The sequence below is a fragment of the Allorhizobium sp. Av2 genome (assembly GCF_021462805.2).
GTDB classification, from domain to species: domain Bacteria; phylum Pseudomonadota; class Alphaproteobacteria; order Rhizobiales; family Rhizobiaceae; genus Allorhizobium; species Allorhizobium vitis_G.
Genome location: NZ_CP192696.1, coordinates 3,695,020 through 3,718,987, shown reverse-complemented (window position 1 = coordinate 3,718,987; position 23,968 = coordinate 3,695,020). Strand labels below are relative to the sequence as shown.

Annotated in this window: 20 protein-coding genes; 8 read left to right on the top strand and 12 right to left on the bottom strand. The window is 58.8% G+C overall.

The features are described from left to right. Positions 1-24 precede the first annotated feature (24 nt). The gene (locus FS819_RS17315; protein ID WP_156629807.1) at positions 25-450 is read left to right on the top strand and encodes a MerR family transcriptional regulator; all 426 of its coding nucleotides are present in this window, start codon (positions 25-27) and stop codon (positions 448-450) included. A gap of 607 nt (positions 451-1,057) precedes the next feature. Here the strand turns inward: FS819_RS17315 and FS819_RS17310 are convergent. Next, positions 1,058-1,960, bottom strand: a complete 903-nt coding sequence (locus tag FS819_RS17310; protein ID WP_156549133.1) for a LysR family transcriptional regulator — start codon at positions 1,958-1,960, stop codon at positions 1,058-1,060. A 109-nt stretch (positions 1,961-2,069) separates the two neighbouring features. On the opposite strand from FS819_RS17310, the gene FS819_RS17305 reads away from it, so the two are divergent. The 4 genes from FS819_RS17305 (at position 2,070) to FS819_RS17290 (ending at position 8,979) form a co-directional block, all read left to right on the top strand. Continuing rightward, positions 2,070-3,641, top strand: a complete 1,572-nt coding sequence (locus tag FS819_RS17305; RefSeq protein ID WP_234624730.1) for an NADH-quinone oxidoreductase subunit L — start codon at positions 2,070-2,072, stop codon at positions 3,639-3,641. A 19-nt stretch (positions 3,642-3,660) separates the two neighbouring features. Continuing rightward, on the top strand, positions 3,661-6,099 hold the full coding sequence (locus FS819_RS17300; protein WP_156549129.1) for a YbcC family protein: 2,439 nt from the start codon (positions 3,661-3,663) through the stop codon (positions 6,097-6,099). A 213-nt stretch (positions 6,100-6,312) separates the two neighbouring features. Further along, positions 6,313-7,875, top strand: coding sequence for a putative bifunctional diguanylate cyclase/phosphodiesterase (locus FS819_RS17295; protein WP_234624751.1), 1,563 nt, complete (start codon positions 6,313-6,315; stop codon positions 7,873-7,875). A 111-nt stretch (positions 7,876-7,986) separates the two neighbouring features. Next, positions 7,987-8,979, top strand: a complete 993-nt coding sequence (locus FS819_RS17290; RefSeq protein ID WP_156549127.1) for an adenosine kinase — start codon at positions 7,987-7,989, stop codon at positions 8,977-8,979. 43 nt (positions 8,980-9,022) lie between these two features. Here the strand turns inward: FS819_RS17290 and FS819_RS17285 are convergent, their stop codons facing one another. Continuing rightward, positions 9,023-9,562 (bottom strand): SH3 domain-containing protein, encoded by a 540-nt coding sequence (locus tag FS819_RS17285; protein ID WP_156549125.1) that lies wholly within the window; start codon positions 9,560-9,562, stop codon positions 9,023-9,025. A 288-nt stretch (positions 9,563-9,850) separates the two neighbouring features. On the opposite strand from FS819_RS17285, the gene FS819_RS17280 reads away from it, so the two are divergent. Beyond that, on the top strand, positions 9,851-10,855 hold the full coding sequence (locus tag FS819_RS17280; protein WP_156549122.1) for a 2-hydroxyacid dehydrogenase: 1,005 nt from the start codon (positions 9,851-9,853) through the stop codon (positions 10,853-10,855). A gap of 79 nt (positions 10,856-10,934) precedes the next feature. Here FS819_RS17280 and FS819_RS17275 read toward each other — a convergent pair whose 3' ends face one another. Genes FS819_RS17275 through recF form a run of 3 tightly spaced genes read right to left on the bottom strand, consistent with a single transcriptional unit; the run spans position 10,935 to position 13,384 of the window. Beyond that, entirely contained in the window at positions 10,935-11,411 is a 477-nt protein-coding gene (locus tag FS819_RS17275; RefSeq protein WP_081355219.1) for a GNAT family N-acetyltransferase, read from the bottom strand. A gap of 42 nt (positions 11,412-11,453) precedes the next feature. After that, complete coding sequence (locus FS819_RS17270) at positions 11,454-12,224, bottom strand: molybdopterin-synthase adenylyltransferase MoeB (RefSeq protein WP_156549420.1); 771 nt, start codon at positions 12,222-12,224, stop codon at positions 11,454-11,456. Positions 12,225-12,259: 35 nt separating this feature from the next. Next, positions 12,260-13,384: a DNA replication/repair protein RecF gene (gene recF, locus FS819_RS17265; RefSeq protein WP_156549120.1), complete on the bottom strand. Its 1,125-nt coding sequence runs from the start codon at positions 13,382-13,384 to the stop codon at positions 12,260-12,262. A 191-nt stretch (positions 13,385-13,575) separates the two neighbouring features. Here recF and FS819_RS17260 point away from each other — a divergent pair, with 191 nt between their 5' ends. Then, entirely contained in the window at positions 13,576-13,800 is a 225-nt protein-coding gene (locus FS819_RS17260) for a SlyX family protein (RefSeq protein ID WP_156549118.1), read from the top strand. 41 nt (positions 13,801-13,841) lie between these two features. On the opposite strand, the gene dnaJ is transcribed toward FS819_RS17260, so the two are convergent. The 4 genes from dnaJ to FS819_RS17240 form a co-directional block, all read right to left on the bottom strand. Next, the gene (gene dnaJ, locus FS819_RS17255) at positions 13,842-14,984 is read right to left on the bottom strand and encodes a molecular chaperone DnaJ (protein ID WP_156549116.1); all 1,143 of its coding nucleotides are present in this window, start codon (positions 14,982-14,984) and stop codon (positions 13,842-13,844) included. A 4-nt stretch (positions 14,985-14,988) separates the two neighbouring features. After that, positions 14,989-15,450, bottom strand: coding sequence for a hypothetical protein (locus FS819_RS17250; RefSeq protein ID WP_060719309.1), 462 nt, complete (start codon positions 15,448-15,450; stop codon positions 14,989-14,991). Continuing rightward, on the bottom strand, positions 15,450-17,366 hold the full coding sequence (gene dnaK / locus FS819_RS17245) for a molecular chaperone DnaK (protein WP_156549114.1): 1,917 nt from the start codon (positions 17,364-17,366) through the stop codon (positions 15,450-15,452). The genes FS819_RS17250 and dnaK overlap by 1 nt, the downstream gene beginning before the upstream one ends. A 320-nt stretch (positions 17,367-17,686) precedes the next feature. Then, a complete protein-coding gene (locus FS819_RS17240; RefSeq protein WP_156549111.1) occupies positions 17,687-20,188 on the bottom strand; it encodes a transglycosylase domain-containing protein in 2,502 nt (833 codons plus the stop codon). A gap of 214 nt (positions 20,189-20,402) precedes the next feature. Here FS819_RS17240 and FS819_RS17235 point away from each other — a divergent pair, with 214 nt between their 5' ends. Further along, positions 20,403-20,726, top strand: coding sequence for a hypothetical protein (locus FS819_RS17235; protein WP_012654727.1), 324 nt, complete (start codon positions 20,403-20,405; stop codon positions 20,724-20,726). 128 nt (positions 20,727-20,854) lie between these two features. Here FS819_RS17235 and FS819_RS17230 read toward each other — a convergent pair whose 3' ends face one another. The 3 genes from FS819_RS17230 to FS819_RS17220 form a co-directional block, all read right to left on the bottom strand. Next, entirely contained in the window at positions 20,855-21,313 is a 459-nt protein-coding gene (locus tag FS819_RS17230; protein ID WP_156549109.1) for a YbaK/EbsC family protein, read from the bottom strand. Positions 21,314-21,793: 480 nt separating this feature from the next. Then, positions 21,794-23,182, bottom strand: coding sequence for a dipeptidase (locus tag FS819_RS17225; RefSeq protein ID WP_156549107.1), 1,389 nt, complete (start codon positions 23,180-23,182; stop codon positions 21,794-21,796). A gap of 72 nt (positions 23,183-23,254) precedes the next feature. Beyond that, the gene (locus FS819_RS17220; RefSeq protein WP_156549105.1) at positions 23,255-23,704 is read right to left on the bottom strand and encodes a MarR family winged helix-turn-helix transcriptional regulator; all 450 of its coding nucleotides are present in this window, start codon (positions 23,702-23,704) and stop codon (positions 23,255-23,257) included. Positions 23,705-23,968 lie beyond the last annotated feature (264 nt).

The window sequence follows — 23,968 nt, the reverse complement described above, 5'->3', positions numbered from 1 at the left end:
CATGGTCAAGAGTGAAAGAGACAAATGCTTATCGGGGAATTCGCCCGCCGGACGGGGCTCAGCCAAGACACCATTCGCTTTTATGTTCGCAAGGGTCTGCTCACGCCGCAGGTCGGTGTAAAGGGCGGTCGCAACCCCTACCAGATATTCACCGAACGGGATGCCTCGTCGGCGCGGATGATCCGTTTTGCGCAATCGCTGGGTATGCCGCTCAAGGAGATCGCAGAGATCGCCAGCGAACTGCAACGTGACGGCCTTTCACAGGTGCGTGAAATCGAGATTATGGATGACCAGCTAGCCAAACTCGTGCAGAAGGCAGCCGAGCTGGCCGAATTGACTGATTATCTACGAGCAAAGCGCGACTGGGTCACGCGCGGTAAGCCAGGTGATGAGCCGCGGTTTACCGACGAAGCACTTTGCCTGGCTTCGACATGGACGGGCTTGCGATAATGTGTGGGCTATCGGCGGTATTTGCACAGCATCGCGCAAGATAGCGCGCTATAGGGCACAATCGGCGGGGCTGGCGGGGCGGAAGGGATTCGAACTCCACATAACGGGATGGCCGGGAACGTCCACCTCGCCGAAACCAGATGCGCCCCTTCCGATCACGACAGGTTAAGATCGCCGTGCCGAATTTCTGCTGGGAACAACATTGGGGGAGGGTGGACGCAACCCTAATTCAGCGAACGCTCGGCTGCGACAATGATAGGCATACATCACGACGCATGGAGAGAATCGGATCGTTTCCTGAATTGCGCGGTTGACGATAGTCCTCGAAAGCACGATTTCCGATTTCAGAACAAAAAGTGCAATGATTTCAAGAGCGCCGTTTTTTGACGGTTTGACAGTCGGCACGTTGAGAACAGAAATATTTTTTATACATATTTTTCAGTATCTTAACTTAACCGCCAATGATCGAGTGGGAATGATGTAAAGCTGGGACGGGACCGCTTCTCGTCCTATTTTGCCCAGATCCTTGGCGCGCACGCATTGTTAGAGCACTGTGCAGAAAATCGAAACCAGCACGATGCTCTCAGTTTTTGTGTGCGCATCGGATTTATCCGAAAACCGGTTCCCACTTTTCGGTCCGATGCTCTAGCAATTCAGCCAGCAAGGTATTTGGAAACCGCCGCTTCTGAATGATGGCATAAAAGCTCTCCGTGACTTCGGGAATACGGCAATGCTCGATGAGCAAGCCAGCCTCCAGTTCGTCGCGCACGACAATAGGCGGCACCAGCGTGACACCTTCGCGCTCGCGCGCCAGAAGGCGCAACATCGCCATGTCATCGACCTCGGCAAGAATGATGGGTCTGATGCCGGCCATTTCGAGAATCCGGTCGAAGGCCACGCGGATATCACTGTCGAGGCTGGGCAAAAGCAGCGGCTCGGTGCGCAGATCGTCGGGGAATGTGAAACTCTGCCCACCAGGCCGGGGCCGCCCGACCAGGCTGACCGGCTGCTCGTTCAGCAGATGATTGCGCAGCAGTGAGCGTGCATCGCGCGGGGCGGCGCTGTTTGCCAGCACCACATCGACGGCATGGGCTTCGAGTTGCGCTAAGAGATCACGCATATTGCCGGAGCGCACGATCAGTTCCACGTCGGAGCGACCGACCAGCGGGCGCAGGAATTCCAGCTGGAAGTTGCGCGACAGCGTCGTCAGCGCGCCAACCCGCAACACTTGGCGGCTGGAGGTGGGGCGGCCACTGAGCGTGCTCATTAATTCGTCACCGGCCTTGAACACCGTATCTGCATAATCGAGCGCGATCTGCCCAGCCTCTGTCAGCACCAGCTTCTTGCCGACACGCTCGAACAGCGCATGCCCCATCTGATGTTCAAGTTTCTGGATCTGAACCGAGAGTGCCGATTGCGACAGGTTCATGTGTTGAGCGGCACGTGTCAGGCTGCCTTCATGCGCGACCGCCCAGAAATAGCGCAGATGATTGAAATTAAGATCTCTCATATCGTTCTTTTAAAACGAACGATATCGACAAAACAATGAATTTTTCTTGGGTTCAGCGCTTGGATAAGAGTGGTCCCTGAAGTGATCATGCCTGAAGGGAATACCACCCGTGTCCATCCAGTTCCTGCCCTTACTGGCGCCCTTTGCCCTGCTTGCGAGCGCCGCCATCAGCTTTGCCCAAAAACAGCAAAGGCCCAGACATAGCCCTCGGATTGCAGAAGTAGCCGCGCTGCTGGCGCTTGCAATCGCGCTGGCCTCCGTCATCGCGCTGATCATGATTGGCCCCGGCAGCAGTCCGTTGATCGGATTTTCCACGGTGGGTCTATCGGTTCGGCTGGATGCTGTCAGCGCCACCATGCTGGTTCTGGTGACATTCATTGGCTGGGTGGTCATACGCTATGCCGCCACCTATCTGGACGGCGAGGACCGGCAGGGGCCGTTTACCGGCTGGCTCTGCACCACACTTGCCTCGGTGCTGCTGCTGGTCACGGCGGGCAACTTGCTGCAACTGGTGCTCGCCTGGATCGCCACCAGCCTGTTTCTCCATAAATTGCTGTTGTTTTATCCGGGCCGGGTGGCGGCCCAGCGCGCCGCACGCAAGAAATTCATCACCGCCCGCCTCGGCGATGCAGCGCTGGCTGCGGCGGCCGCTTTGCTGGCAATCGCCTATGGAACCGCCGATATCGGCGCAATCCTAAACGCGGCCCGTGCCGGACATGCCGCAGGGCAGAGCGGAGGCCTTGTTGTTGCCGCAGTAAGTCTTCTAGCGCTGGCAGCCGCGCTTAAATCTGCGCAGTTTCCCACTCATGGCTGGCTGACCGAGGTGATGGAAACCCCGACCCCCGTCTCAGCGCTCTTGCATGCGGGGGTGATCAATGCCGGTGGCTTTCTGCTGATCCGTTTTGCCGATGTCATGCTGCTTGCCCCCGGCGTGCTGGCAGCGCTGGTCATACTGGGCGGTTTCACTGCCTTGTTCGGCAGTCTGGTGATGCTGACCCAGCCGGCGGTCAAGACCTCGCTCGCCTGGTCAACCGTTGCGCAAATGGGCTTCATGATCTTCGAATGCGGCCTTGGGCTGTTTACGCTAGCCCTGCTGCATATCGTGGCCCATTCGCTCTATAAGGCCCACTCCTTTCTCTCCTCCGGTGGCGCGGTGGAGCGGGTCGCCGCACTTCCCCGGCCCGGCCCGGTGGCCGTACCCGATGCGGGCGCGGTCGGGCGAGCTTTTCTGTCGGCTCTTGCCATCTATTGTGTCGTCGGCCTGTGTTTTGGGCTGACACATAAATCGCCACAGGCCATTGCACTTGGCGCCATCCTGATTTTCGGTGTCGCCTACATGCTCGCCCAAGGCTTTGCCGATGCAGCCCCCAAGGCATTGACCCGGCGCACGGCGGTTTATGCCATAGCGACCTCGGTCGGCTATTTCGCACTGCAAATGGCTGCCACCCTGATGACCTCAGGGATCTTGCCCCCCACGCCTGCACCGCAACCGCTGGAATGGGCGCTGATCGTGCTGGCCGTCGTCAGCTTCGGTCTGGTTGCCGTGGTGCAGGCCATGTTTCCGCTCTGGGCCTATCATCCGGCAGCGGCGGGCCTGCGCGTCCATCTTTCCAACGGCTTCTACGTCAATGCCATCTTCGACCGCCTGGTCGGTGGCTGGTCGATCCGTAGCCTGTCTTGATGAAATCGGAGTTTTGACCATGTTGCATAGCCATATTTCGACCAAAGCCGATCCAATGATCTTCGAGACGGCGGCAGACCGTGCCGCACGAGCCATTCCTCCCGTCTGGCCGCTGATGTCGAGCGTCGCCGTCAATCCCTTTCTCGGGCAGGCTGGCGAAACCCTAGCCCAGGCGGGCGCCCGGCTGGCGCGCGTGGCAGGCATCACCATCACCATGCCGCGCCACTGGTACCAGCAGAAGATCGCCGCAGGCGAGATTTCCGATGCGGATCTGCTGGCCGCCTGGGCCTGCGCGCCTGCCGATCTGCGGCCAACCGATCTTGCCGCCCTGAAGGCTGCCGCCACTCTCAACCCACCAAGGCCAAAAGCACTGGCCTCAGTGGCGGATCTGGCGGCGCAGGCCTCCGGTGTGGATTGGCCAGGTCTCATCACTGAACGGTTGAGCGCCTGGATGGCAGGCTATTTCGATGAGGGACAGGCGCTTTGGGCCGCGCCGCGTGGTAAGAGCGCCTATGGCGCCTGGCGGGCCGTGGCAACCCATGACCTGACGCCGGAAATCGCCGGTCTGCGCGGCTTTGCCCGGCATGTCTCGGAGGCGCCGGAAACGGCGATGGCGGTTATTGCCCGTGCATCCATCCGTCTAGGTCTGTCTGCCGAGGCGCTGGAGACCTATTTTCACCAGATGCTGATGTCATTGGGCGGTTGGGGACAATATGCACGCTACAAGCTCTGGCAAGCGGAACTGGCCGGTGGCACCGACCAGACAACCACCGACCTTCTGGCAATCCGCCTGATCTGGGAAGAGGCGCTGTTCCTGCACTATGGCGCTCAGATCGGCGAGCCATGGGTGCATGTGCGGGCGGCCCATGCGGCACCGGTCGTGGCGACTCCCGATCTAGTAATCAACGCCATCCTTCAGGATGCCGCCGACCGCGCGGCACAGCGGAAACTGGCTCGGACTCTGACGCAGACGCGGGCAAAAAACGCCTCGCAGATCCACGAGACTCGGCCTCTGGTCCAGGCCGCCTTCTGCATCGATGTGCGCTCGGAAGTGTTTCGCCGTGCGCTTGAGAGCATCGACCCTCATATCCAGACGCTCGGCTTTGCAGGCTTTTTCGGTCTGGCCACATCGCATCGCCGCTATGCCTCCGATGTCGCGGAATCAAGGTTTCCGGTTCTGCTTAATCCTGCGCTCAAGTCCCACGCTGGTGGACCCTACAGAGCCGAGGATGCCGAGCCGCAACGGGTCAAGGCGCGGGCAAAGCGGGCCTGGGGCCGCTTCAAGCTGGCCGCCGTCTCCTCCTTTGCTTTCGTCGAGGCGACAGGGCCGATCTATGTCGGCAAATTGCTGGGTGATGCCCTCGGCCTCCCCCACGCTCCAGTTCCAAATGATCCCGCCCCCCAACTCGACCCGGCGCTTGATGTAGCGACCCGGATCAAGGCCGCCGGTGCGGTGCTGCGCGCCATGTCGCTGACCACGGGCTTTGCACGGCTTGTGCTTCTGGCAGGACACGGCGCCAATACCGTCAACAATCCCCATGCCAGTGGCCTGCATTGCGGCGCCTGCGGCGGCTATTCGGGCGAGGTCAATGCCCGGTTGCTGGCGGCCTTGCTGAATGACCCTGATGTCCGGGCCGGACTGATCGAGACCGGTATCGCGATCCCGCAGGATACACTGTTTCTGGCAGCCCTTCATGATACGACCACCGACCGGGTGATGCTCTATGCGGATGATCATCCCTCCCAAACCCATGAGGCCGATATCGCGCAGGCCAGAACCTGGCTTGCCGATGCCGGCAGGCTTGCAAGAGGCGAGCGTGCCCTTCGCCTACCGCGTGCCGCAGACGAGGCATCCATCTCCAAACGCAGCCGCGACTGGGCAGAGACCCGGCCCGAATGGGCGCTGGCTGGCTGCAAGGCCTTTATCGCCGCCCCCAGATCCCGCACGGCTGCTAAAAACCTCGAAGGCCGGGCCTTCCTGCATGATTATGATTGGGCGCTGGACAACAGCTTCAACACGCTGGAACTGATCCTGACCGCCCCGGTCATCGTTGCGAGCTGGATCAGCCTGCAATATTACGGCTCGACCGTGGCACCGGACGCTTTCGGCGGCGGCAACAAGCTTCTGCACAATGTCACCGGCGGTATCGGCGTGGTGGAAGGCAATGGCGGGCTTTTGCGGGCCGGTCTTCCCTGGCAATCGGTCCATGACGGACAGGATTATGCGCACGAACCGCTGCGCTTGTCGGTCTGCCTTGAGGCGCCCGTCGAGGCAATCACCGAGGTGCTGGACCGCCATGAAGGGGTACGCGCCTTGTTTGACAATGGCTGGCTGCACCTCTTTTCTCTTGATGAGGAGGGCCGCATGGCCTGGCGATACAATGGCGGTCTGCAATGGGTGTCGATGGGTGACACAGAGGACGCCGAACAGAGGCCAAAATTCAAGGTTGCCGTGTAATCAGGACTGGCGGCGAAAACAGGAATTCAATGAGCGCGGTCTGGGGTGGGCATCCCGTCGGTGATGATCCCAATCTGGCATCACAATTATGCCCATCACATCTGCGTATTTCCTATTTAAGGAATATTTTTAACGGCTATTTCACAGTGATTGTGCTTTCGTCATGACTGGCAAACGGGGTTGACCGTAGCCGGGGAGATCGACAGCGTGAAGATGGCATCTATATTTCGAAACAAGCCAATAAAAGACGGCGCTATATTGCTGAGCGTCGGGGCTGCGATATGGGCCATTGCTATCCAATTCGACTTCCATGAGCATCTCGATGCCTTCCTGCACCGCAATGAAGCCTGGCAACTCGATGAATTTTTCAACGTCGTGACGATTACCGGTCTGCTTAGTCTGATCTTCGCGGCCAGGCGCATTGGCGAGTTGAAGGCCGAGATCCGCTTGAGAAACACCGCCGAAGACAATATGGACTGGCTGGCCCATCACGATCCCCTGACGGGCCTTCCCAATCGCCGGGCCCTGTCCGATCGGCAGGCGGAGATGGAAACCTTGCAGGATGGACGCCATTGGGTGATCTATTCGATAGATCTCGACGGGTTCAAGAAGGTCAACGACCTCGTGGGCCATCAGGGCGGCGACCTGCTTTTGCGGGAAGTGGCGCAGCGCTTAACGCATGCCTTGCCCAATGCCGATGTCTACCGGATGGGCGGCGATGAATTCCTGCTGGTCAGCCCTCGCTCGGCGAATATGGATTATCGCCATGCAGGCCAGCATATCGCCAGGCTTTTGTGCAATCCTTACGATATTGGCGGCATGACCAGCGAAATCGGTGCCAGTGTCGGCTTTGCACTGTTTCCGGAAGACAGCGACGACTTCAAGGATGCCACGCACTGCGCCGATGTGGCGATGTATGTCGCCAAGAAAGCCGGGCAGAACAGCGTCTATGGCTTCGAGCGGATCATGGAAGACCGGGTCATGCGGCGGGCCGAAACCGAAATGGCGCTGAAGCGTGCGATCCGCGACAATCTGATTGTTCCCTACTACCAGCCATTGATTGACCTCAAGTCCGGTGAATTGCGTGGATTCGAGGCTTTGGCGCGGTGGAAGACCGGCCCCAACCACTATGTCCCCCCCAGCGACTTCATCGAATTGGCGGAAACCGCCGGGCTGATCGTTGAGCTGTCGGATAGTCTGTTTCGCCAGGCCTGTCTTGACGCGCTGCATTGGCCCGACACGGTGCGGCTGGCCTTCAACATCTCGCCAACGCAATTCATTGACCGGCAGTTGAGCCTGCGGATCATGTCGATCCTGATGGAGACAGGATTTCCGCCCAGCCGGCTGGAAATCGAGATCACCGAGACAGCGCTGGTGCATGATATCGAACTGGCATCCCAGATCCTGGCCGACCTCCGACAGAGCGGCATCCGCATTGCCTTGGACGATTTTGGCACCGGCTATTCCAGCCTGTCGCAATTGTCGAAATTCACCTTCGACAAGATCAAGATCGACCGGAGTTTCGTCATGAGCTACGACGTCGATAAAAAACAGGAAGACATCATGCGCGCCATTCTGGGCCTCGGCCAGGGTCTTGGCATTGCCACTACCGCCGAGGGTATCGAGGACGAGAACCAGTTGGCATTTCTGAAAAGCATCGGCTGCGATTTCGGCCAGGGCTTTTTGTTCAGCAAGGCGCTGCCAGCAGAAGAGGCGCTCTCATTAACGACCAAGGATGCCACAATAAAGCCAGATTCGGCAACCGTGGCACGATAGAAACTGAGCTCGATAGCCGGCGGGGCCATTCAGGCCGGCAATTTTATCTTTCCTGAACGCCAAAATTCGCTAAGAGCTTATCGTAATATCAATGGACGGATTCAGCCTCCCATGACGCAATTTGACGTGCTCACCATCGGCAACGCTATCGTTGACATCATCTCCCGCTGTGAGGATCAGTTCCTGGAAGAAAACGGCATCGTCAAAGGCGCCATGAACCTGATCGATGCGGAGCGCGCCACACGGCTCTACAGCTTGATGGGGCCAGCCATCGAGGCCTCCGGCGGCAGTGCGGGCAATACGGCGGCAGGCATTGCGAATTTTGGCGGCAAGGCGGCCTATTTCGGCAAGGTCGCCGAAGACGAATTGGGTGAAATTTTCGCCCATGACATTCGCGCCCAGGGCGTTCATTACCAGACCACGGCCAAGGGCCAGCATCCGCCAACCGCTCGCTGCATGATTTTCGTCACCGAAGACGGCGAGCGCTCGATGAACACCTATCTCGGCGCCTGCGTGGAGTTCGGTCCTGAAGATGTCGAGCCGGAGGTGGTGAAACAGGCCAAGGTCACCTATTTCGAAGGCTATCTCTGGGACCCGCCGCGTGCCAAGCAGGCGATTGTCGATTGCGCCCGCATTGCCCATGAGCATGGACGGGAGATGTCGATGACCCTGTCCGACAGTTTCTGCGTGCATCGCTACCGTGCCGAATTCCTCGACCTGATGCGCTCAGGCACCGTCGACATCGTGTTTGCCAATCGGCAGGAAGCACTCGCCCTCTATGAGACGGAGGATTTCGACGCAGCGCTGGACCAGATCGCCAAGGATTGCAAACTGGCCGCCGTGACCATGAGCGAAGAGGGAGCGATGATCATCCGCGGCAGCGAGCGCATCCATGTGCCTGCCACCACCATCGCCGAACTGGTCGACACGACCGGTGCTGGCGATCTGTTCGCCTCCGGTTTTCTCTACGGCTATACGCAGGGGCGATCTCTGGAAGAGTGTGGCAAGCTCGGTTGCCTGGCAGCCGGTCTGGTCATCCAGCAGATGGGACCGCGACCGCTGGCCTCGCTGCAAGAAGCAGCCGCCGAAGCAGGGCTTATTTAAAAGGCCCGCTTATGGGAAGCCTTACGTTATCTAGAGGCTCCCCTTATTTGAAGGCTTCTCCGGGATAGGCGCCCCAGATTTCACCCTGGGCAACCCATCCTTTGGTGCCGTCGACTTCGGCGCGGCACCAATTGCCATTGCATTCCAGCAGCTTTATCAGCACGCCGGGTTGAAGCTTGGCGACCACGCCCGCCCCGGCCTGCCCGTCGCGCCGCATATTCACATAGATATCGTCGCCCTTGCCCTTCATCCACGGAGCTGCAAGGGCGCTGCGTTCACCGGACAGCAATGTCTGGTTTACCCAGCCCTCGGTACCATCGGCGTCACGAATACGCCGCCAATTGTCATATTCCTGAATGATTTCAACCGGCAAACCTGCACGCGTATACATCCAGGACGTGGCATAATCCGTGCTGGGACCGATTCGCAGATTGACCCGCGCCGATTTCAACGTCACGAAACGCGGCAGCGGCAGGCCGCTCATGCCCTTCGTTGGACCTTGCGCGACGGCGGCGCCTGCCCATATGACACAGAGAGCGGCGATGAAAGGAATGAGACAGGAGCGTTTGAACCCGTTGGGCATGGCATTTCCGTTGATCGATCGATAAAACGAAACCCGAAGCCCCCGCCAGCGGTTCCGTCGCTTGTATGTGATCCTTAACGGCGAAGATATAATTGTCTTCCCGAACAGGTTTGATAGAAATAAGCCGGACTGCGCAATATCTCTCTCGACCATAATGGCTCGAGAATAATAGTGCGGAGCTGGCGAAACCTCTTGAAACATCCGTCCCGCGCCAGCGACGCGCGACGACTGGCCGGAATCATCGCCTGTGTTGGTTAAGGACCTGTTTACAAAGCATCGAAAGTCTTCATGACCCAGCGGAAAAAGACCAAGGTTTACATCACGCGCAAACTGCCGGACGCAGTGGAAACCCGCATGCGGGAATTGTTCGAGGCAGAGTTGAACATTGACGACACGCCGCGCAGCCGGGACGCCCTGATGGATGCGGTGAAAACCTGTGATGTTCTGGTGCCGACCGTGACCGACCGAATCGATGCCGGATTGATCGAGGCGGCTGGCCCGCAACTGAAACTGATTGCCAGTTTTTCCAACGGCACCGACCATATCGATGTCGATGCCGCGGCCCGCAAGGGCATTACCGTGACCAATACGCCGAATGTGCTGAGCGAAGATACCGCCGACATGACCATGGCGCTGATTCTCGCCGGCCCACGGCGCCTGGCGGAAGGCTCGCGCATTCTGACCGACCAGCCCGGCGAATGGGCCGGATGGTCGCCGACCTGGATGCTGGGACGGCGGATCTGGGGCAAGCGGATCGGCATTGTCGGCATGGGCCGGATCGGCACCGCGGTCGCCAGGCGGGCCAAGGCGTTCGGACTTGCTATCCACTATCACAACCGCAAACGGGTCAGCCCGCAGACGGAAGATGAGCTGGAGGCAACCTATTGGGACAGTCTGGACCAGATGCTGGCGCGGGTTGATATTGTCTCGGTCAATTGTCCATCCACACCGGCCACCTATCATCTGCTTTCGGCGCGGCGTTTGGCGTTGATGCAGCCGACCAGCTATATCGTCAATACCGCCCGGGGCGGCATTATCGACGAGAGTGCCCTCATTCAATGCATCCGTGACGGCAAGATCGCGGGCGCAGGTCTGGATGTGTTCGAGAATGAACCGGCGATCAATCCGAAGCTGTTGAAACTGGCGGAAGACGGCAAGGTCGTGTTGCTACCGCATATGGGATCGGCGACGATTGAAGGCCGGATCGATATGGGTGACAAGGTGATCATCAATATCCGCACCTATTTTGACGGCCACAGGCCACCGAACCGGGTTCTGCCAGGGCGCGACTGATCACACGTACTTTCATAAAAGGCTTGAGGTAGTCGAAACTGAAATACGAACAGCCATGTTGAATGGCTGTTCGTATCAATCAGACGAGTGGCTTTTCCATCAGCACGAACGTCGCCCGGTCATAACCGGGATGGCTTTTTTCCCCGACAACATGGAAGCCCCATTTTTCGAAGCGCTTGTGATTGTTATCAAGCTCGATACGGGTTTCCAACTGCAAGTGCCTGACACCACAGGCATGAGCAACACCTTCTGCCGCTTTCAGCATGGCGCGGCCAATCCCTTGCCCCTGAAGACCCGGAAGAACGGCGACCTTGCCGACATAGAGCCGATCCGCCTCACTCTGGCGGCAGAACAGACAGCCGACCAGCTTGCCATCGATCAGGGCGGCATAACCGATTTCCTCATGCGCCTTGGCTTTCAGGGCTTCCGCCGTCAGCTTCAACGCCGAAGATGGCGGATCGATCAGCGGATGCATGTAGTCGAAAGCTTCCAGCACCAGGGCCAGAAGATCATCCCAATTTTCAAAATGCTCGTCGATCTGAATGATCTCGACCATGGTCAGCCTTTCCTGTTCCTGTCACCGCTCTGGCCTGCTCTGTCATGGCGCGGACCTGTTCTTGTCACGGCGCCGATAGCGCACTGTGTCAAACCGGGCGGACAGGGCATCATACATTAGCAGACGGCCTACTAACGGTTCCCCAATGCCGGTAATAAGTTTGATCGCTTCCATCGCCATCAAGGTGCCGATTACCCCGGTCAGCGCACCGATAATGCCGGTCTCGGCGCAGGTGGGAATGAGACCCGCAGGCGGCTTTTCCGGAAAAAGATCGCGGTAGCCAGGATAGAGCACTCCATCAGGCCCGGTCTCATAGGGTTTCAGCACGGTCAGCGAGCCTTCAAAACGCCCAACAGCACCCGTCACCAATGGGCGGCAATGCTGTTGTCCGGCATCGGCGGCAGCATAGCGGCTGTCGAAATTGTCCGAACCGTCGATCAGCAGATCGAACCCGGGCAGATGCGTTGCGGCGAAGTCCGCATCGAAGCGCTGCTCGAACTGTATCACGCGCACATGGGGGTTGAGCCTGGCAATCGCCTTTGCGGCGCTTTCCGTCTTCAGGTCGTTCAGCGTGCCGCTGTCATGGATCACCTGCCGTTGCAGATTGGACAGCGAGACGTGATCGTCATCGGCAATGCCCAGCATGCCGATACCGGCTGCCGCCAGATATTGCAGCACGGGCGCGCCGAGCCCGCCTGCGCCAATCACCAGCACGCGGGCGGCTTTCAGCTTCTGCTGACCTGCCCCGCCGATTTCCGGCAAGAGGATGTGGCGTTGATAACGCTGGATTTCTTCGGGTGAAAGCGGCTCCATCGCCTGTTGTCGCATGTCTTTGGCTTTCCGAATAGTCACAATGACAGATGGCCGTCATCCACGGTCACGAATTGCGCGCGATCCCCCAGACTTGCAAACATCTGTGCATCGGTGCCGGTCATGAAGGCCTGGCCGCCGAGCACGTCGATCCGGTCGAACAGGGCAGCACGTCGGCCCTCGTCGAGATGGGCGGCAATTTCATCCAAAAGCAGGATCGGTGCAAAGCCGGTCATGGTCGCCACCAGTTCGGCATGGGCAAGGATCAGGCCGATCAGCAGAGCCTTTTGCTCGCCGGTCGAGCAACGTTCAGCCTCCATGTCTTTTTCCCGGTGCCTCACCAGAAGGTCGCTGCGATGCGGCCCCTCCAGCGTGCGGCCTGCCGCTGCATCTCTGCCCCTGGAACCGGCCAAACGATCGCGATAGCTGTCTTCGAGATCGATAGCCGCCGTGCCCGCATGGTCATCCATGAAGCCCGACAGCATCAGTTCTGCCCCCGGAAAAGTTTCAGGCTCGCGTCTCTGCTCGATAAGGGCGGCCAACAGCCGCATCATCTCCTGCCGGGCGAGCGCCATGGCAATGCCAAGCGCTGCCATCTGCTGCTCGATCCCGGCAAGCCAACTGGCGTCGAAACGGCCCTCGGAGAGCAGTTTGTTGCGGCTGCGCATGGCGCGCTCGAAGTCGCTGGCGCGGCGGCCATGCTGCGGGTCAATCGACAGGACCAGCCGATCCAGAAAGCGACGGCGCTCGGAAGAGGAGCCGGTAAAGAGCCCGTCCATGGCCGGCGTCAGCCACAGGACGCGCAAATGATCGGTCAATTCGTCGACGGAGCGCACCGAGGCCCCATTGATGCGCAGACGCCGCACCGCCGTCTCCTCCAGAACCTCCGAGCCGGTGCCAAGCTCCACGTCCCCGGCCATGCCCTCCAGGCTGGCAAAAATCGAAAATCCACCTGCCGCACCAGCCCGCGCCACATCCGACAGTACCGCCCGGCGCAACCCGCGCCCCGGCGACAGAAAGGAAACCGCTTCCATCAAATTGGTCTTGCCGGAACCGTTATTGCCGGTCAGCACCACATGGCGACCATCGAGCCGCAAAGAAGCAGAACCGTAATTGCGGAAATCTGTCAGTTGCAGGCGGTTGATGAAGGTTTTCTCAGCCATGCATTCCCATATCAAGCCGTCTCACGGGACAAAGCTGTAGTGTCATATGTAAGACACGAAAGAAGCTGTATCATTTTATTGTCCGCATCAAGCCCAAAGCAATTCCGTTTCAGGCAATTATGCAGTAGCTCGTCCTGACGAAGACAATGGCAGCAGCACACCGGCCAAGAAGCAACCGGAAGGAGCACACCATGGCTAGCGCAAAAGAGCCCGATCCAGAAGGCCGCCTGATCCGGCTTGAAGAAACGGTTGCCTATCAGGCCAAGACCATTGAAGAGCTTTCGGATCAGTTGACCGAGCAGTGGAAAGTGGTGGAGCAGACCCGGGCCAAACTTGATCGGCTGACGGAACGGTTTCTCAGTCTCGAAGAACAATCAGCCGACAGTGTGCCGATCACCAAGCCACCGCATTATTGACCATGGAAAAGGCCGATGCGAAACGCACCGGCCTTTTTTCATCAACCCTCGAAGAACTCTTTCATCCGGGCGAAGAATCCAGTCGATTCCGGATTGTTCTCCTTGGAGGAAATCTGGTCGAATTCCTGCAGCAGCTCGCGTTGACGCTTGGTGAGCTTCTGCGGCGTCTCGATCTGGATCTGGATATAGAGATCACCCATCTGCGCCGAGCGCAGCACCGGCATGCCCTTGCCCTTCAAACGGAACTGCTTGCCGGGCTGGGTACCATCAGGCACGGTAACGCGCGACTTGGTTCCATCCAGCGTGGTCACGTCGAACGTGCCGCCCAGTGCGGCTGTTGTCATCGAGATCGGCACGGAGCAGTAGAGATCTGCACCTTCACGCTGGAAGAACTGGTGCGGCTTGACCGACAGGAAAATATAGAGATCGCCTGACGGCCCGCCTCGCAGGCCCGCTTCGCCCTCGCCTTGAAGACGAATACGTGTCCCATCTTCAATACCGGACGGAATGGACACTGACAGCTGACGCTCTTCCGTAACGCGGCCCTGGCCATGGCACTTGCCGCAGGGATCGCTTATCGTCTGGCCCCGGCCCTGGCAGGTCGGGCAGGTCCGCTCAATCGAAAAGAAGCCCTGAGCAGCCCGCACCCGGCCAGACCCCTGGCAGGTGGCGCAGGTGGTCGGCTTGGTGCCGGGCTTGGCGCCCGAACCGGAACAGACTTCGCAGGTAATCGAGGTTGGAACCCGGATCTGCGCCGTCTTGCCGGTAAAGGCTTCCTCCAGCGAAATTTCCATATTGTAGCGCAGGTCGGCGCCGCGTTCACGGCCACCGGTGGAGCGTCCACGCGCATTGCCGCCACGTCCGCCGCCCATCATCTCGCCGAAAATGTCCTCGAAAATATCCGAGAAGCCGCCGCCGGCAAAACCGCCACCGCCGCCAGCGCTGCCCATGCCACCCTGCTCAAAGGCAGCGTGGCCGAAACGATCATAGGCCGCCCGCTTTTGCGGATCCTTTAGCGTTTCATAGGCCTCGTTGATTTCCTTGAACTTCCGCTCGGATTCCGCATCACCCGGATTTTTGTCCGGGTGAAACTTCATCGCCAACTTGCGGAAGGCGCTTTTCAGCTCTTTTTCATCTGCGGTTTTGGAGACACCGAGGGTCTCGTAGAAATCTGCTTTTGCCATCGTCCTACAAAGCTCTCAAAGCTTTTTCCACACCCGCGTGGTTGCTTGTCTTCTGTCCCACCTGCGCGTCGCAAGCAGACATGTCCCTGTTAAAATCCGCCGCCGCCTGGCGGGCATCATCCATCAGCATTTTTCGCGCAGCACCCTTTTGTGTGACTGCCTCCGACAGCGACATGCCAGCAAAGCCCAAGGAGTGGGCCGCCAGATCGCAGGACGACACCTGCCCACCGGACTTCTTGCGCTTCAAGGCATCCTCGATCAGCGGACCGAGACCACCAACGGTTCGCCGCAGCAGCGCCGTATCCCGCTTGGCAATCGCCTGGAGGATAGACGCTTCGGCAGCACTGACTTTCTGGTGAACATCGGCCCCCGCTGCCGCATGCGCGGCGAGGCACCCTGCCAAAGCAAACGCGGCTGGCCCGAAGGCCAGCCATCTCACAAAGGTATGACGCCGCGAAGTCCGCATCAAGCAGACTTCTTCGTGTTGTCGTCCTTCACTTCTTCATAATCGGCATCGACGATGCCGTCATCATGGTGACCACTTGGCCCACCCTCGGCACCGCCTTCGGCCTGCTGGGACTCGTAGATCGCCTGACCAAGCTTCATGGACACTTCCATCAAGGTCTGGGTCTTGGCCTGAATGTCCTCGGCGTTCGGCTCCGAGGTTTCAACCGACGCCTTCAGGGCTGCAATCGCATCCTCGATCGCCTTGCGGTCCTCTGCCGATACCTTGTCGCCGTAATCCTTCACCGACTTCTCGGTGGAGTGAACAAGGCTTTCAGCCTGGTTCTTGGCTTCGACCACAGCGCGACGGTTCTTGTCGGCTTCAGCATTGGCTTCAGCGTCCTTGACCATCTTCTCGATGTCAGCATCCGACAGACCACCGGAGGCCTGAATGCGGATCTGCTGTTCCTTGCCGGTGCCCTTGTCCTTGGCCGAGACCTGCACAATACCGTTGGCGTCGATATCGAAGGTCACTTCGATCTGTGGAACGCCGCGTGGTGATGGTGGCAGACCAACGAGGTCGAACTGGCCAAGCAGCTTGTTATCCTGCGCCATTTCGCGCTCGCCCTGCGATACGCGGATGGTCACAGCCTGTTGATTGTCATCAGCAGTCGAGAACACCTGGCTCTTCTTGGTCGGGATCGTCGTGTTACGGTCGATCAGACGGGTGAAGACGCCGCCGAGAGTTTCAATGCCGAGCGACAGCGGGGTCACGTCGAGCAGAAGAACGTCCTTGACGTCGCCCTGCAAAACGCCAGCCTGAATAGCAGCGCCCATGGCAACCACTTCGTCCGGGTTCACACCCTTGTGTGGTTCCTTGCCGAACAGCTGCTTCACAACTTCCTGCACCTTTGGCATACGGCTCATGCCGCCAACCAGAACAACTTCATCAATGTCAGCGGCAGTGACGCCAGCGTCCTTGAGGGCTGCCTTGCACGGTGCAACAGTGCGCTGAACCAGATCATCCACCAGGTTTTCAAACTTGGCGCGGGTCAGCTTCATGGTCAAATGCTTTGGACCAGAGGCATCAGCGGTGATGAACGGCAGGTTGATTTCGGTCTGCTGCGAAGAGGACAGTTCGATCTTGGCCTTTTCAGCGGCTTCCTTCAGGCGCTGCAGAGCGAGCTTGTCGTTCTTCAGCTCAATGCCCTGTTCCTTCTTGAACTCGGCAGCCAAATATTCGACCAAACGCATGTCGAAGTCTTCACCACCGAGGAAGGTGTCACCGTTGGTGGACTTCACTTCAAACACGCCATCGCCGATTTCCAGAACGGAAATATCGAACGTACCACCACCCAAGTCGTATACGGCAATGGTCTTGCCTTCGGTCTTGTCAAGGCCATAGGCCAAAGCAGCAGCGGTTGGCTCGTTGATGATGCGCAGAACTTCGAGACCCGCGATGCGGCCTGCATCCTTGGTGGCCTGACGCTGGGCGTCATTGAAGTAAGCGGGAACGGTGATAACGGCCTTTTCGACCTTTTCGCCGAGGTAAGCTTCTGCCGTTTCCTTCATCTTCTGCAAGATCATTGCAGAGATCTGGGCTGGCGAGTAACCTTTGCCCTGAGCTTCGACCCAGGCATCACCATTGTCGCCCTTGATGATCGGGAAAGGCACGAGGCCCTTGTCCTTTTCAACGGTCGGATCTTCGTAGCGGCGGCCAATCAGGCGCTTGACAGCGAAGAGTGTGTTGGTGGGATTGGTCACCGCCTGACGCTTGGCCGGCTGGCCGACAAGGCGCTCACCATCGTCCGAAAAAGCCACCATGGACGGCGTGGTGCGCGCGCCCTCTGAATTTTCAATGACCTTCGCATCCTTGCCGTCCATGACAGAAACGCAGGAATTGGTCGTTCCAAGGTCGATACCGATTACTTTTGCCATTTTATTCTCTCCTTGAAGCAGGCTGTCCGAACCCCGACAGGCATTCCAGTGACAGCCCCTCGACGTGGATTGTGGTCTACGGGATTGCGCAGCGACGCTGCCTTATGCGGGCTATATAAGAACCGAAATTTACGACTGCAAGGCACCAAATTCACGCCGACCACCAAGTTTACGCATTTCCCGCAAAACAAGGTATTGCGGATGGTACCAAGGTGAACAAGCCATACAACCGGGACCAAATCCCATCAGATGTCGCAGGCATTGCTTGCCTGGAGCCTGCGACACGATCAAGGCGTCATAGCACATATAAAATCCAGCCATTACCGCCCCATGATCACATCCAGCAGCGTGGTCTTTCCATCGCCATGGCTTTGCGCGCGGGGCTGTTGTCCTTCACCCACGTCAGCCGGAGGCGCATAGCCACCATCGGCACCGTAGGGATTGCTGTCCGGATCCTCACCCGGATAGCCATCCTCAGGCATCGGATCGTTGCGGCGCAAAGCCCCCGGCGGCACCCGGCCTTCCAGAACGGCGCCATCGCGTGGATTGACCGGCGGACGCGGCTGTAATGGGGGCTGGCCCGGGATTTGTCCCGGGTTCTGGTTTGGAGTCTGGCGCGCTTGAGGTGGATAAGCCGGATTGGCATCACCAGGCTGAGTGCCGGGCGCATTGCCGGACAGCGGACCCGGCGTGTTGGCAGGCGCCGGTGGCGCCGGTGGATAGCTGTTTTCCTGATCGGAAGGGGCAGGCGTGGACGGGGTGCCGGACAGGACCTGCTGGATCATCGTCGTCAGCGACGGACTTTCCTCGGTCTGTGGCGTCGGATCGCCAAACAACGGCACCGGTGTCAGCCCTTTATGGGCAACAGTCATGAAATCCTTCCAGGTCTTGGCAGGAAGACCGCCGCCGGTCACCTTCTTCATCGGCGCCCCGTCGTCATTGCCGAACCAGACACCGGTGGTGAGATTGCTGGTAAAGCCGACAAATAGCGCGTCGCGGAACGACTGCGTCGTCCCGGTCTTGCCAGCCGCTTGCCAGTTCTTGAGCTTGGCCGCCTTGCCGGTGCCCTCGGTCATCACAGATTCCATCATTCGGGTCATCTGCCCGACAACCTGCTGATTGAGCACCCGCGGGGGCTCGCCGTAATCGGCGGTATAAAGCACCTTGCCATCGGCATCGGCAATCTGGCTGATCACATGCGGGGTTGCCTTGTAGCCGCCATTCATGAACGGCGCATAGGCTGCCGTCAGTTCCAGCAGCGACACTTCCGAGGTGCCGAGCGCAATCGACGCATTGCTTTGCAGATCCGATTCGACACCGAGACGGTGGGCAAGCTTGATCACTTGATCCGGGCCAACCTCCATGACCAGCTGGGCGGCAATGGTGTTGAGCGAATGGGCGAGCGCGTAGGAAAGCGTCACCGGTCCATTGTATTTTTGCTCGTAGTTTTCAGGGGTCCAGTTACCGATCTTCACCGGACCGTCATTGCGGACAGTGCCGGGCGTATCGCCGATTTCCATGGCGGCGGCATAAACGAAAGGCTTGAAAGCCGAACCCGGCTGCCGTTTGGCGGTTACGGCCCGATTGAACTGACTGGTCGCATAATCACGACCGCCGACCAAAGCGCGCACCGCGCCATTGCCATCAATGGCGACAAGAGCCGCTTGCGAGGCGTTTGATTTCTTACCGTCCTTGTCCAGCGTGGCGGCAATTGCTGCCTGCGCCGCATCCTCCAGCGTCGGATCGATGGTCGTGGTGACGACAATGTCCTGCTTGACCTCGCCGATCAGCCCTTTCAACTGGCCCGCCACCATATCGGCCACATATTGGCCTGCACCATCCGCCTGCCGCTTGGCATGGTCAGGGGACTGTTTCATGGCGCGGTCGAAGTCGCTGTCCGTGATGTAGCCCTGTTCGCGCATGGCGCCCAGCACGATCTTGGCCCGATCCTGGGCCGGCTTTGGATCGTTGACCGGCGACAGCCGCGACGGCGCCTGGACCAGGCCGGCCAAAAGCGCCGCTTCGCCCAGATTGACGTCGCGCGCAGAGGTATTGAAATAGCGTCGCGATGCCGCTTCGACGCCATAGGCATTGTCGCCAAAATAGACCCGGTTCAGATACATGGCCAGGATCTGATCCTTGGTATATTTCTGCTCCAGCCACAGTGACAGCAGCACTTCCTGCACTTTGCGCTCAAAGGTCTTCTTGGGCGACAGAAACAGGTTTCGGGCCAATTGCTGCGTGATGGTCGAGCCGCCCTGAGCCTTATGGCCCAGCAGAATATTGGTGACGAAAGCGCGGCCAACCCCGATGAAGTCAACACCGAAATGGTGGTAAAACCGTTTGTCTTCAATCGCCACGATGGCTTCCGGCAGATAGGGCGACATTTCATCGATGGACAAGGCTTCGCCACCGGTGACACCGCGATTGGCGATCAATGCGCCATCGACAGAGACAATCTTGATATTCGGCGCGCGGGCCGGCACGGTCCAGGAACTGGCGCTCGGCATCTGGGCGGCAAAATAGATGACCAGGCCGACAACGCCGATCGTACCCCATATGCCCAGCACCACGCACCAGTAGAACAGCCTGCGGATACCACCCAAGAGGCCGCCGGACCGGACTTTCTCTCGCTTCGGGCGCGGATCGGCAACCTCTCTCGACCGTTTGGAATTGGCGCCCGGCGTTTTTTTCCCACCCGAAGCCGAGCGCCCACCGAGCACGCGATCATTGCTGTCGAGCCTGATCTCGTCACCATCCTCATTCTCGGCGTCGCCAAGCCTGGGCTCAATGCGGTTTCGTGACTTTTTCATGCCTGCCATGGCTCGAGGGCCGTTCTCCAGAAGGGTGCCAGAAAGGTAATCATAGGGGCTGCTTCAATCCCCTGCTTATAATGTCTTGGGCATGGATGGAAGACTGATGGGACGAGCAATGCATGTCCGTTGATTCCATCCCATTGCGTTCTTTTCGAGAACCGAATGGAACCAAAGCGGCATGGAACCGTTATTTTCCTGAAAACACAACAGGGAGTTACCCATGGCTGATACGACGCGTATGCAAGCTGAAATGCGTGAGCTTCAGGCTCAGATCGCGCAATTGAAGGACAAGTTGGCTGAACAGGGTCATTCTGTGGCCGATCAGGTTCGTGGCACCACATCCCACGCGCTGAGCAACGCTGCCCGCAGTGCGCAGGACGTGGCACGCTACGCCAAGGATGAGGCAACATCGGTTGCCGGTATCGTGCGCGAGCATCCGACCGCAACATCCACTGCTTTGCTTGGCATTGCCCTGGTGGGTGCGTTCATTGGTTATCTGGTGGCAAGCCAATCTACGCCAGAACCCCGCCGTCGCTGGTACTAAAGCACTGATTCGAAACTGCCATGCAGTTTCGCAGGATAGGCATTCGTCGTTTTATGGCGAGGAGGAAAGGCGGCGCAGGGTGCGCCGCCTTTTTTGTATTCGATCACTATTACAACTGATTCTTCATCTTACTGGCAGACATCGACCCACTCCGCACCCGTCAGATCGACTATTCGTTGCGGCGCGATTTTGACGGCGGAATTGGTGGCTCCGGCGGCCGGGACAACAATGTCGAAACGCTGCAACGACACATCGCAAAATACCGGAATCGGCGTCGCCAGCCCGAAAGGACAAACACCGCCCACTGGATGGCCGGTCAGGGCCACAACCTCTTCCGCTCCCAGCATGCGGGGCTTGCCCCCGAACCGCTCCTTGAATTTCTTGTTGTCCAGCCGCCGTTCTCCTGCGGCAACCACCAGCATGGTGATGTCACCAACCCGCAAACAAAGGGTCTTGGCGATCTGATCCGGCTCAACGCCATGCGCCAAGGCAGCCAAAGGCACGGTGGCCGAGCTTTGCTCGGTTTCAATCACGGTAATATCCGGCGCATGGGCGGAAAAGAAATCTTGGACGGATATAAGGCTCATAGTCTTTTCATAAAAGGGCGAGCGCCGACCTGCAAGGGTTTGCAGATCGGGAGGATCAAGAAAATTACCCCCAGTGCTGTCCGCCCACTGCTGCATAATTCCTCAATCGATGCCGATTTAAGAATTATGCAGCAGAGCCCTTGAAAAGCCGCAATGAGATGCCATTTATGATGAAGACGTGAAGGACGGGGCATTGCTGCCGAGGTCGCTGACGATGCTTAATACAAGTTTAGGCATTTGGCGCGATACTCATTCAAAGGCGGCAAACAGGGTGAGAACCCGGTCCTCCTTCAGGTTGAAGCCTCGCGCTTCGTTGACCACGGATGTACTGGCAACGATAAGAGTGAGTTTTGGAAAGGTCGGGTTTACTCCCCGGCCTTTTTGCTTTTTAGGCCCCTTATCCTTCCCGCGCTACGATACGCGATCCAAATGAAAACGCCCGGAGTTCGTCCGGGCGTCGTCGCAATCGCGTGTTTGGTATCAATGCGCCAGCGCGTCCAGAATACGGATCCAAGACCTGATACCCTTGTGGAAGGATTCCAGCTCGTATTTCTCATTGGGCGAGTGGATGCGGTCATCCACCAGGCCAAAGCCGACCAGCAGCGAATCCATGCCCAGCATGGTCTGGAAATCCCCGACAATCGGGATAGAGCCGCCCATGCCGATCACTTCAGCGGGCTTTGGCCATTCATCCGACAGAGCGGATTTAGCCTTGGTCAGGAAGGGCGAATCATAGGGAAGCTGGATGGCTGGCGATGCCCCATGCTCATGAAATTCAACCGAGCAGTCGCCGGGAATGCGCGCCTTGACGAAAGCCCGGAAGTTTTCGCGGATTTTCGCCGGGTCCTGCTCACCGACCAGACGGAAAGACACCTTCGCCGAGGCTTTTGAGGCGATCACCGTCTTGAAGCCTTCGCCGGTATAGCCACCGGTAATGCCGTTGACTTCGGCGGTCGGACGCGCCCAGGTCAATTCCAGGACGCTACGCCCCTTTTCGCCTGATGGGATCGACAGGCCGACATCATTGAGAAACGTGTCGGCGGTGCGGCCCAACTTTTCCCAGGAGGCCTTGATATTGGCAGGCGTCTCCTCAACACCCTCGTAAAAACCGTCAATGGTGACCCGGCCCGTCTCGTCATGCAGGTCGGCCAGCACCTTGGCAAGAATATGGATCGGATTGGCCGCAGCCCCGCCGAACAGGCCGGAATGCAGATCGCGGTCCGCAGCCGTCACGGTCACTTCCTCGCCAACCAGGCCGCGCAGGGCCGCCGCAATCGCCGGGGTTTCGCGGTCCCACATGCCGGTATCGCAGACCAGGGCGAAATCGCATTTCAGCTCGTCTTCATTGGCCGCAAGAAATGGCTTCAGCGAAGGCGAACCGGATTCCTCTTCGCCCTCGAACAGGATGGTGATCTTGACGGGCAGGCCGCCATGCACGGCCTTATAGGCCCGGCAGGCCTCGACAAAGGTCATCAATTGGCCCTTGTCATCAGAGGTGCCGCGTCCGGTGATCACCTTGCGGCCCGGCTCGATCTCCTTGATGGCAGGCTCGAACGGATCGTTTTCCCAAAGATCGAGCGGATCGACCGGCTGCACATCGTAATGGCCGTAAAACAGCACATGTGGCGCATCCGGGCGGTCAGCATCATGATGACCAACGACCATCGGATGGCCGGGCGTGTCGCGCACAGAGGCATTGAACCCGAGGCCCTTCAGCTCCTGCGCCAACCATTCCGCCGCCTTGCGACAATCGGCCTTATAGGCCGGGTCGGTGGAAATCGAGGCAATACGCACAAGGTCGAAAAGCCGATCAAGGCTTTGTGGCAGCGCCTTGTCGGCCTCGGCGAGAATGGGGGCTAGATCGGTCATGGGCATGTCCTGGACTGTTCAAATCAGCGGGGACGATAGACCATGAGCCCGACAGTTTCGAGACAAGCAGCCTCAAATATTTGGGCCATTTTCGCGACTGCGGGCATTTTCCAGTGCCTGGCGGATGAATTCCAGCATCAATTCCTTCTCGAACCGTCGAAATCCTTGAAAAAGCGCCTCATCGGCTTCGCAGGCGGCGGAAATTGCCTGATCTCGCAGCCCATCCCCCTTGGCGGTCAGGAAAACCAGCTGGGCGCGTCTATCTGTCGGATGCGGCTTTCGTTCGATCAATCCGTCGCGCTCCATGCGAGACAGGGTATTGGCCATGGTCGCCTGTTCCACGGCCACCCGCTCCAGCAATTGCTTCTGGGTCAGGCCTTGCTCTTCCCAAAGCTCCAGCAGGATTGGAAACTGACCGGCGGAAAAGCCGAGCCCCTCGGCCCGAACCTGCAAGGCACGGGCAAATTCCTTGGCGAGCTGGCTCACGAGATAGGTTGGCGATTGCCGACGATCAAACAGCATGGTGTCGATGATAGGCCGGTTTCAAAGCCGAGGCAATGTGGCCACCTTTATAGCAGAAATACCAGGCACAAACAAAAAAGTCGTCACGGCTGGAGGCGGCGCCGTGACGACTTTTCGTAACAGGGGACAAAGGCCCGGAGAGGGGGGATAAGGCCTTTGTCCTGAAGTCTGAAGCGGCGGGGGACGAGCCAACTTTCAGACTGCGGCGCTCATTGTGCGCCGCTGACTAGTAAATGCGCGGCCAAATGTGTTTTTTCAAGGGAA

Excerpts from the sequence above, each read along its gene's own strand:
- FS819_RS17270 (WP_156549420.1), bottom strand. The coding sequence starts at position 12,224 with ATGGAGCCGCTTTCACCCGAAGAAATCCAGCGTTATCAACGCCACATC.
- recF (WP_156549120.1), bottom strand. The coding sequence starts at position 13,384 with ATGGCTGAGAAAACCTTCATCAACCGCCTGCAACTGACAGATTTCCGC.
- FS819_RS17295 (WP_234624751.1), top strand. The coding sequence starts at position 6,313 with ATGGCATCTATATTTCGAAACAAGCCAATAAAAGACGGCGCTATATTG.
- FS819_RS17310 (WP_156549133.1), bottom strand. The coding sequence starts at position 1,960 with ATGAGAGATCTTAATTTCAATCATCTGCGCTATTTCTGGGCGGTCGCG.
- FS819_RS17225 (WP_156549107.1), bottom strand. The coding sequence starts at position 23,182 with ATGACCGATCTAGCCCCCATTCTCGCCGAGGCCGACAAGGCGCTGCCA.
- dnaJ (WP_156549116.1), bottom strand. The coding sequence starts at position 14,984 with ATGGCAAAAGCAGATTTCTACGAGACCCTCGGTGTCTCCAAAACCGCA.
- FS819_RS17230 (WP_156549109.1), bottom strand. The coding sequence starts at position 21,313 with ATGAGCCTTATATCCGTCCAAGATTTCTTTTCCGCCCATGCGCCGGAT.
- FS819_RS17315 (WP_156629807.1), top strand. The coding sequence starts at position 25 with ATGCTTATCGGGGAATTCGCCCGCCGGACGGGGCTCAGCCAAGACACC.
- FS819_RS17240 (WP_156549111.1), bottom strand. The coding sequence starts at position 20,188 with ATGGCAGGCATGAAAAAGTCACGAAACCGCATTGAGCCCAGGCTTGGC.
- FS819_RS17280 (WP_156549122.1), top strand. The coding sequence starts at position 9,851 with ATGACCCAGCGGAAAAAGACCAAGGTTTACATCACGCGCAAACTGCCG.
- FS819_RS17275 (WP_081355219.1), bottom strand. The coding sequence starts at position 11,411 with ATGGTCGAGATCATTCAGATCGACGAGCATTTTGAAAATTGGGATGAT.
- FS819_RS17300 (WP_156549129.1), top strand. The coding sequence starts at position 3,661 with ATGTTGCATAGCCATATTTCGACCAAAGCCGATCCAATGATCTTCGAG.
- FS819_RS17235 (WP_012654727.1), top strand. The coding sequence starts at position 20,403 with ATGGCTGATACGACGCGTATGCAAGCTGAAATGCGTGAGCTTCAGGCT.
- FS819_RS17290 (WP_156549127.1), top strand. The coding sequence starts at position 7,987 with ATGACGCAATTTGACGTGCTCACCATCGGCAACGCTATCGTTGACATC.
- FS819_RS17285 (WP_156549125.1), bottom strand. The coding sequence starts at position 9,562 with ATGCCCAACGGGTTCAAACGCTCCTGTCTCATTCCTTTCATCGCCGCT.
- FS819_RS17250 (WP_060719309.1), bottom strand. The coding sequence starts at position 15,450 with ATGCGGACTTCGCGGCGTCATACCTTTGTGAGATGGCTGGCCTTCGGG.
- FS819_RS17220 (WP_156549105.1), bottom strand. The coding sequence starts at position 23,704 with ATGCTGTTTGATCGTCGGCAATCGCCAACCTATCTCGTGAGCCAGCTC.
- FS819_RS17260 (WP_156549118.1), top strand. The coding sequence starts at position 13,576 with ATGGCTAGCGCAAAAGAGCCCGATCCAGAAGGCCGCCTGATCCGGCTT.
- dnaK (WP_156549114.1), bottom strand. The coding sequence starts at position 17,366 with ATGGCAAAAGTAATCGGTATCGACCTTGGAACGACCAATTCCTGCGTT.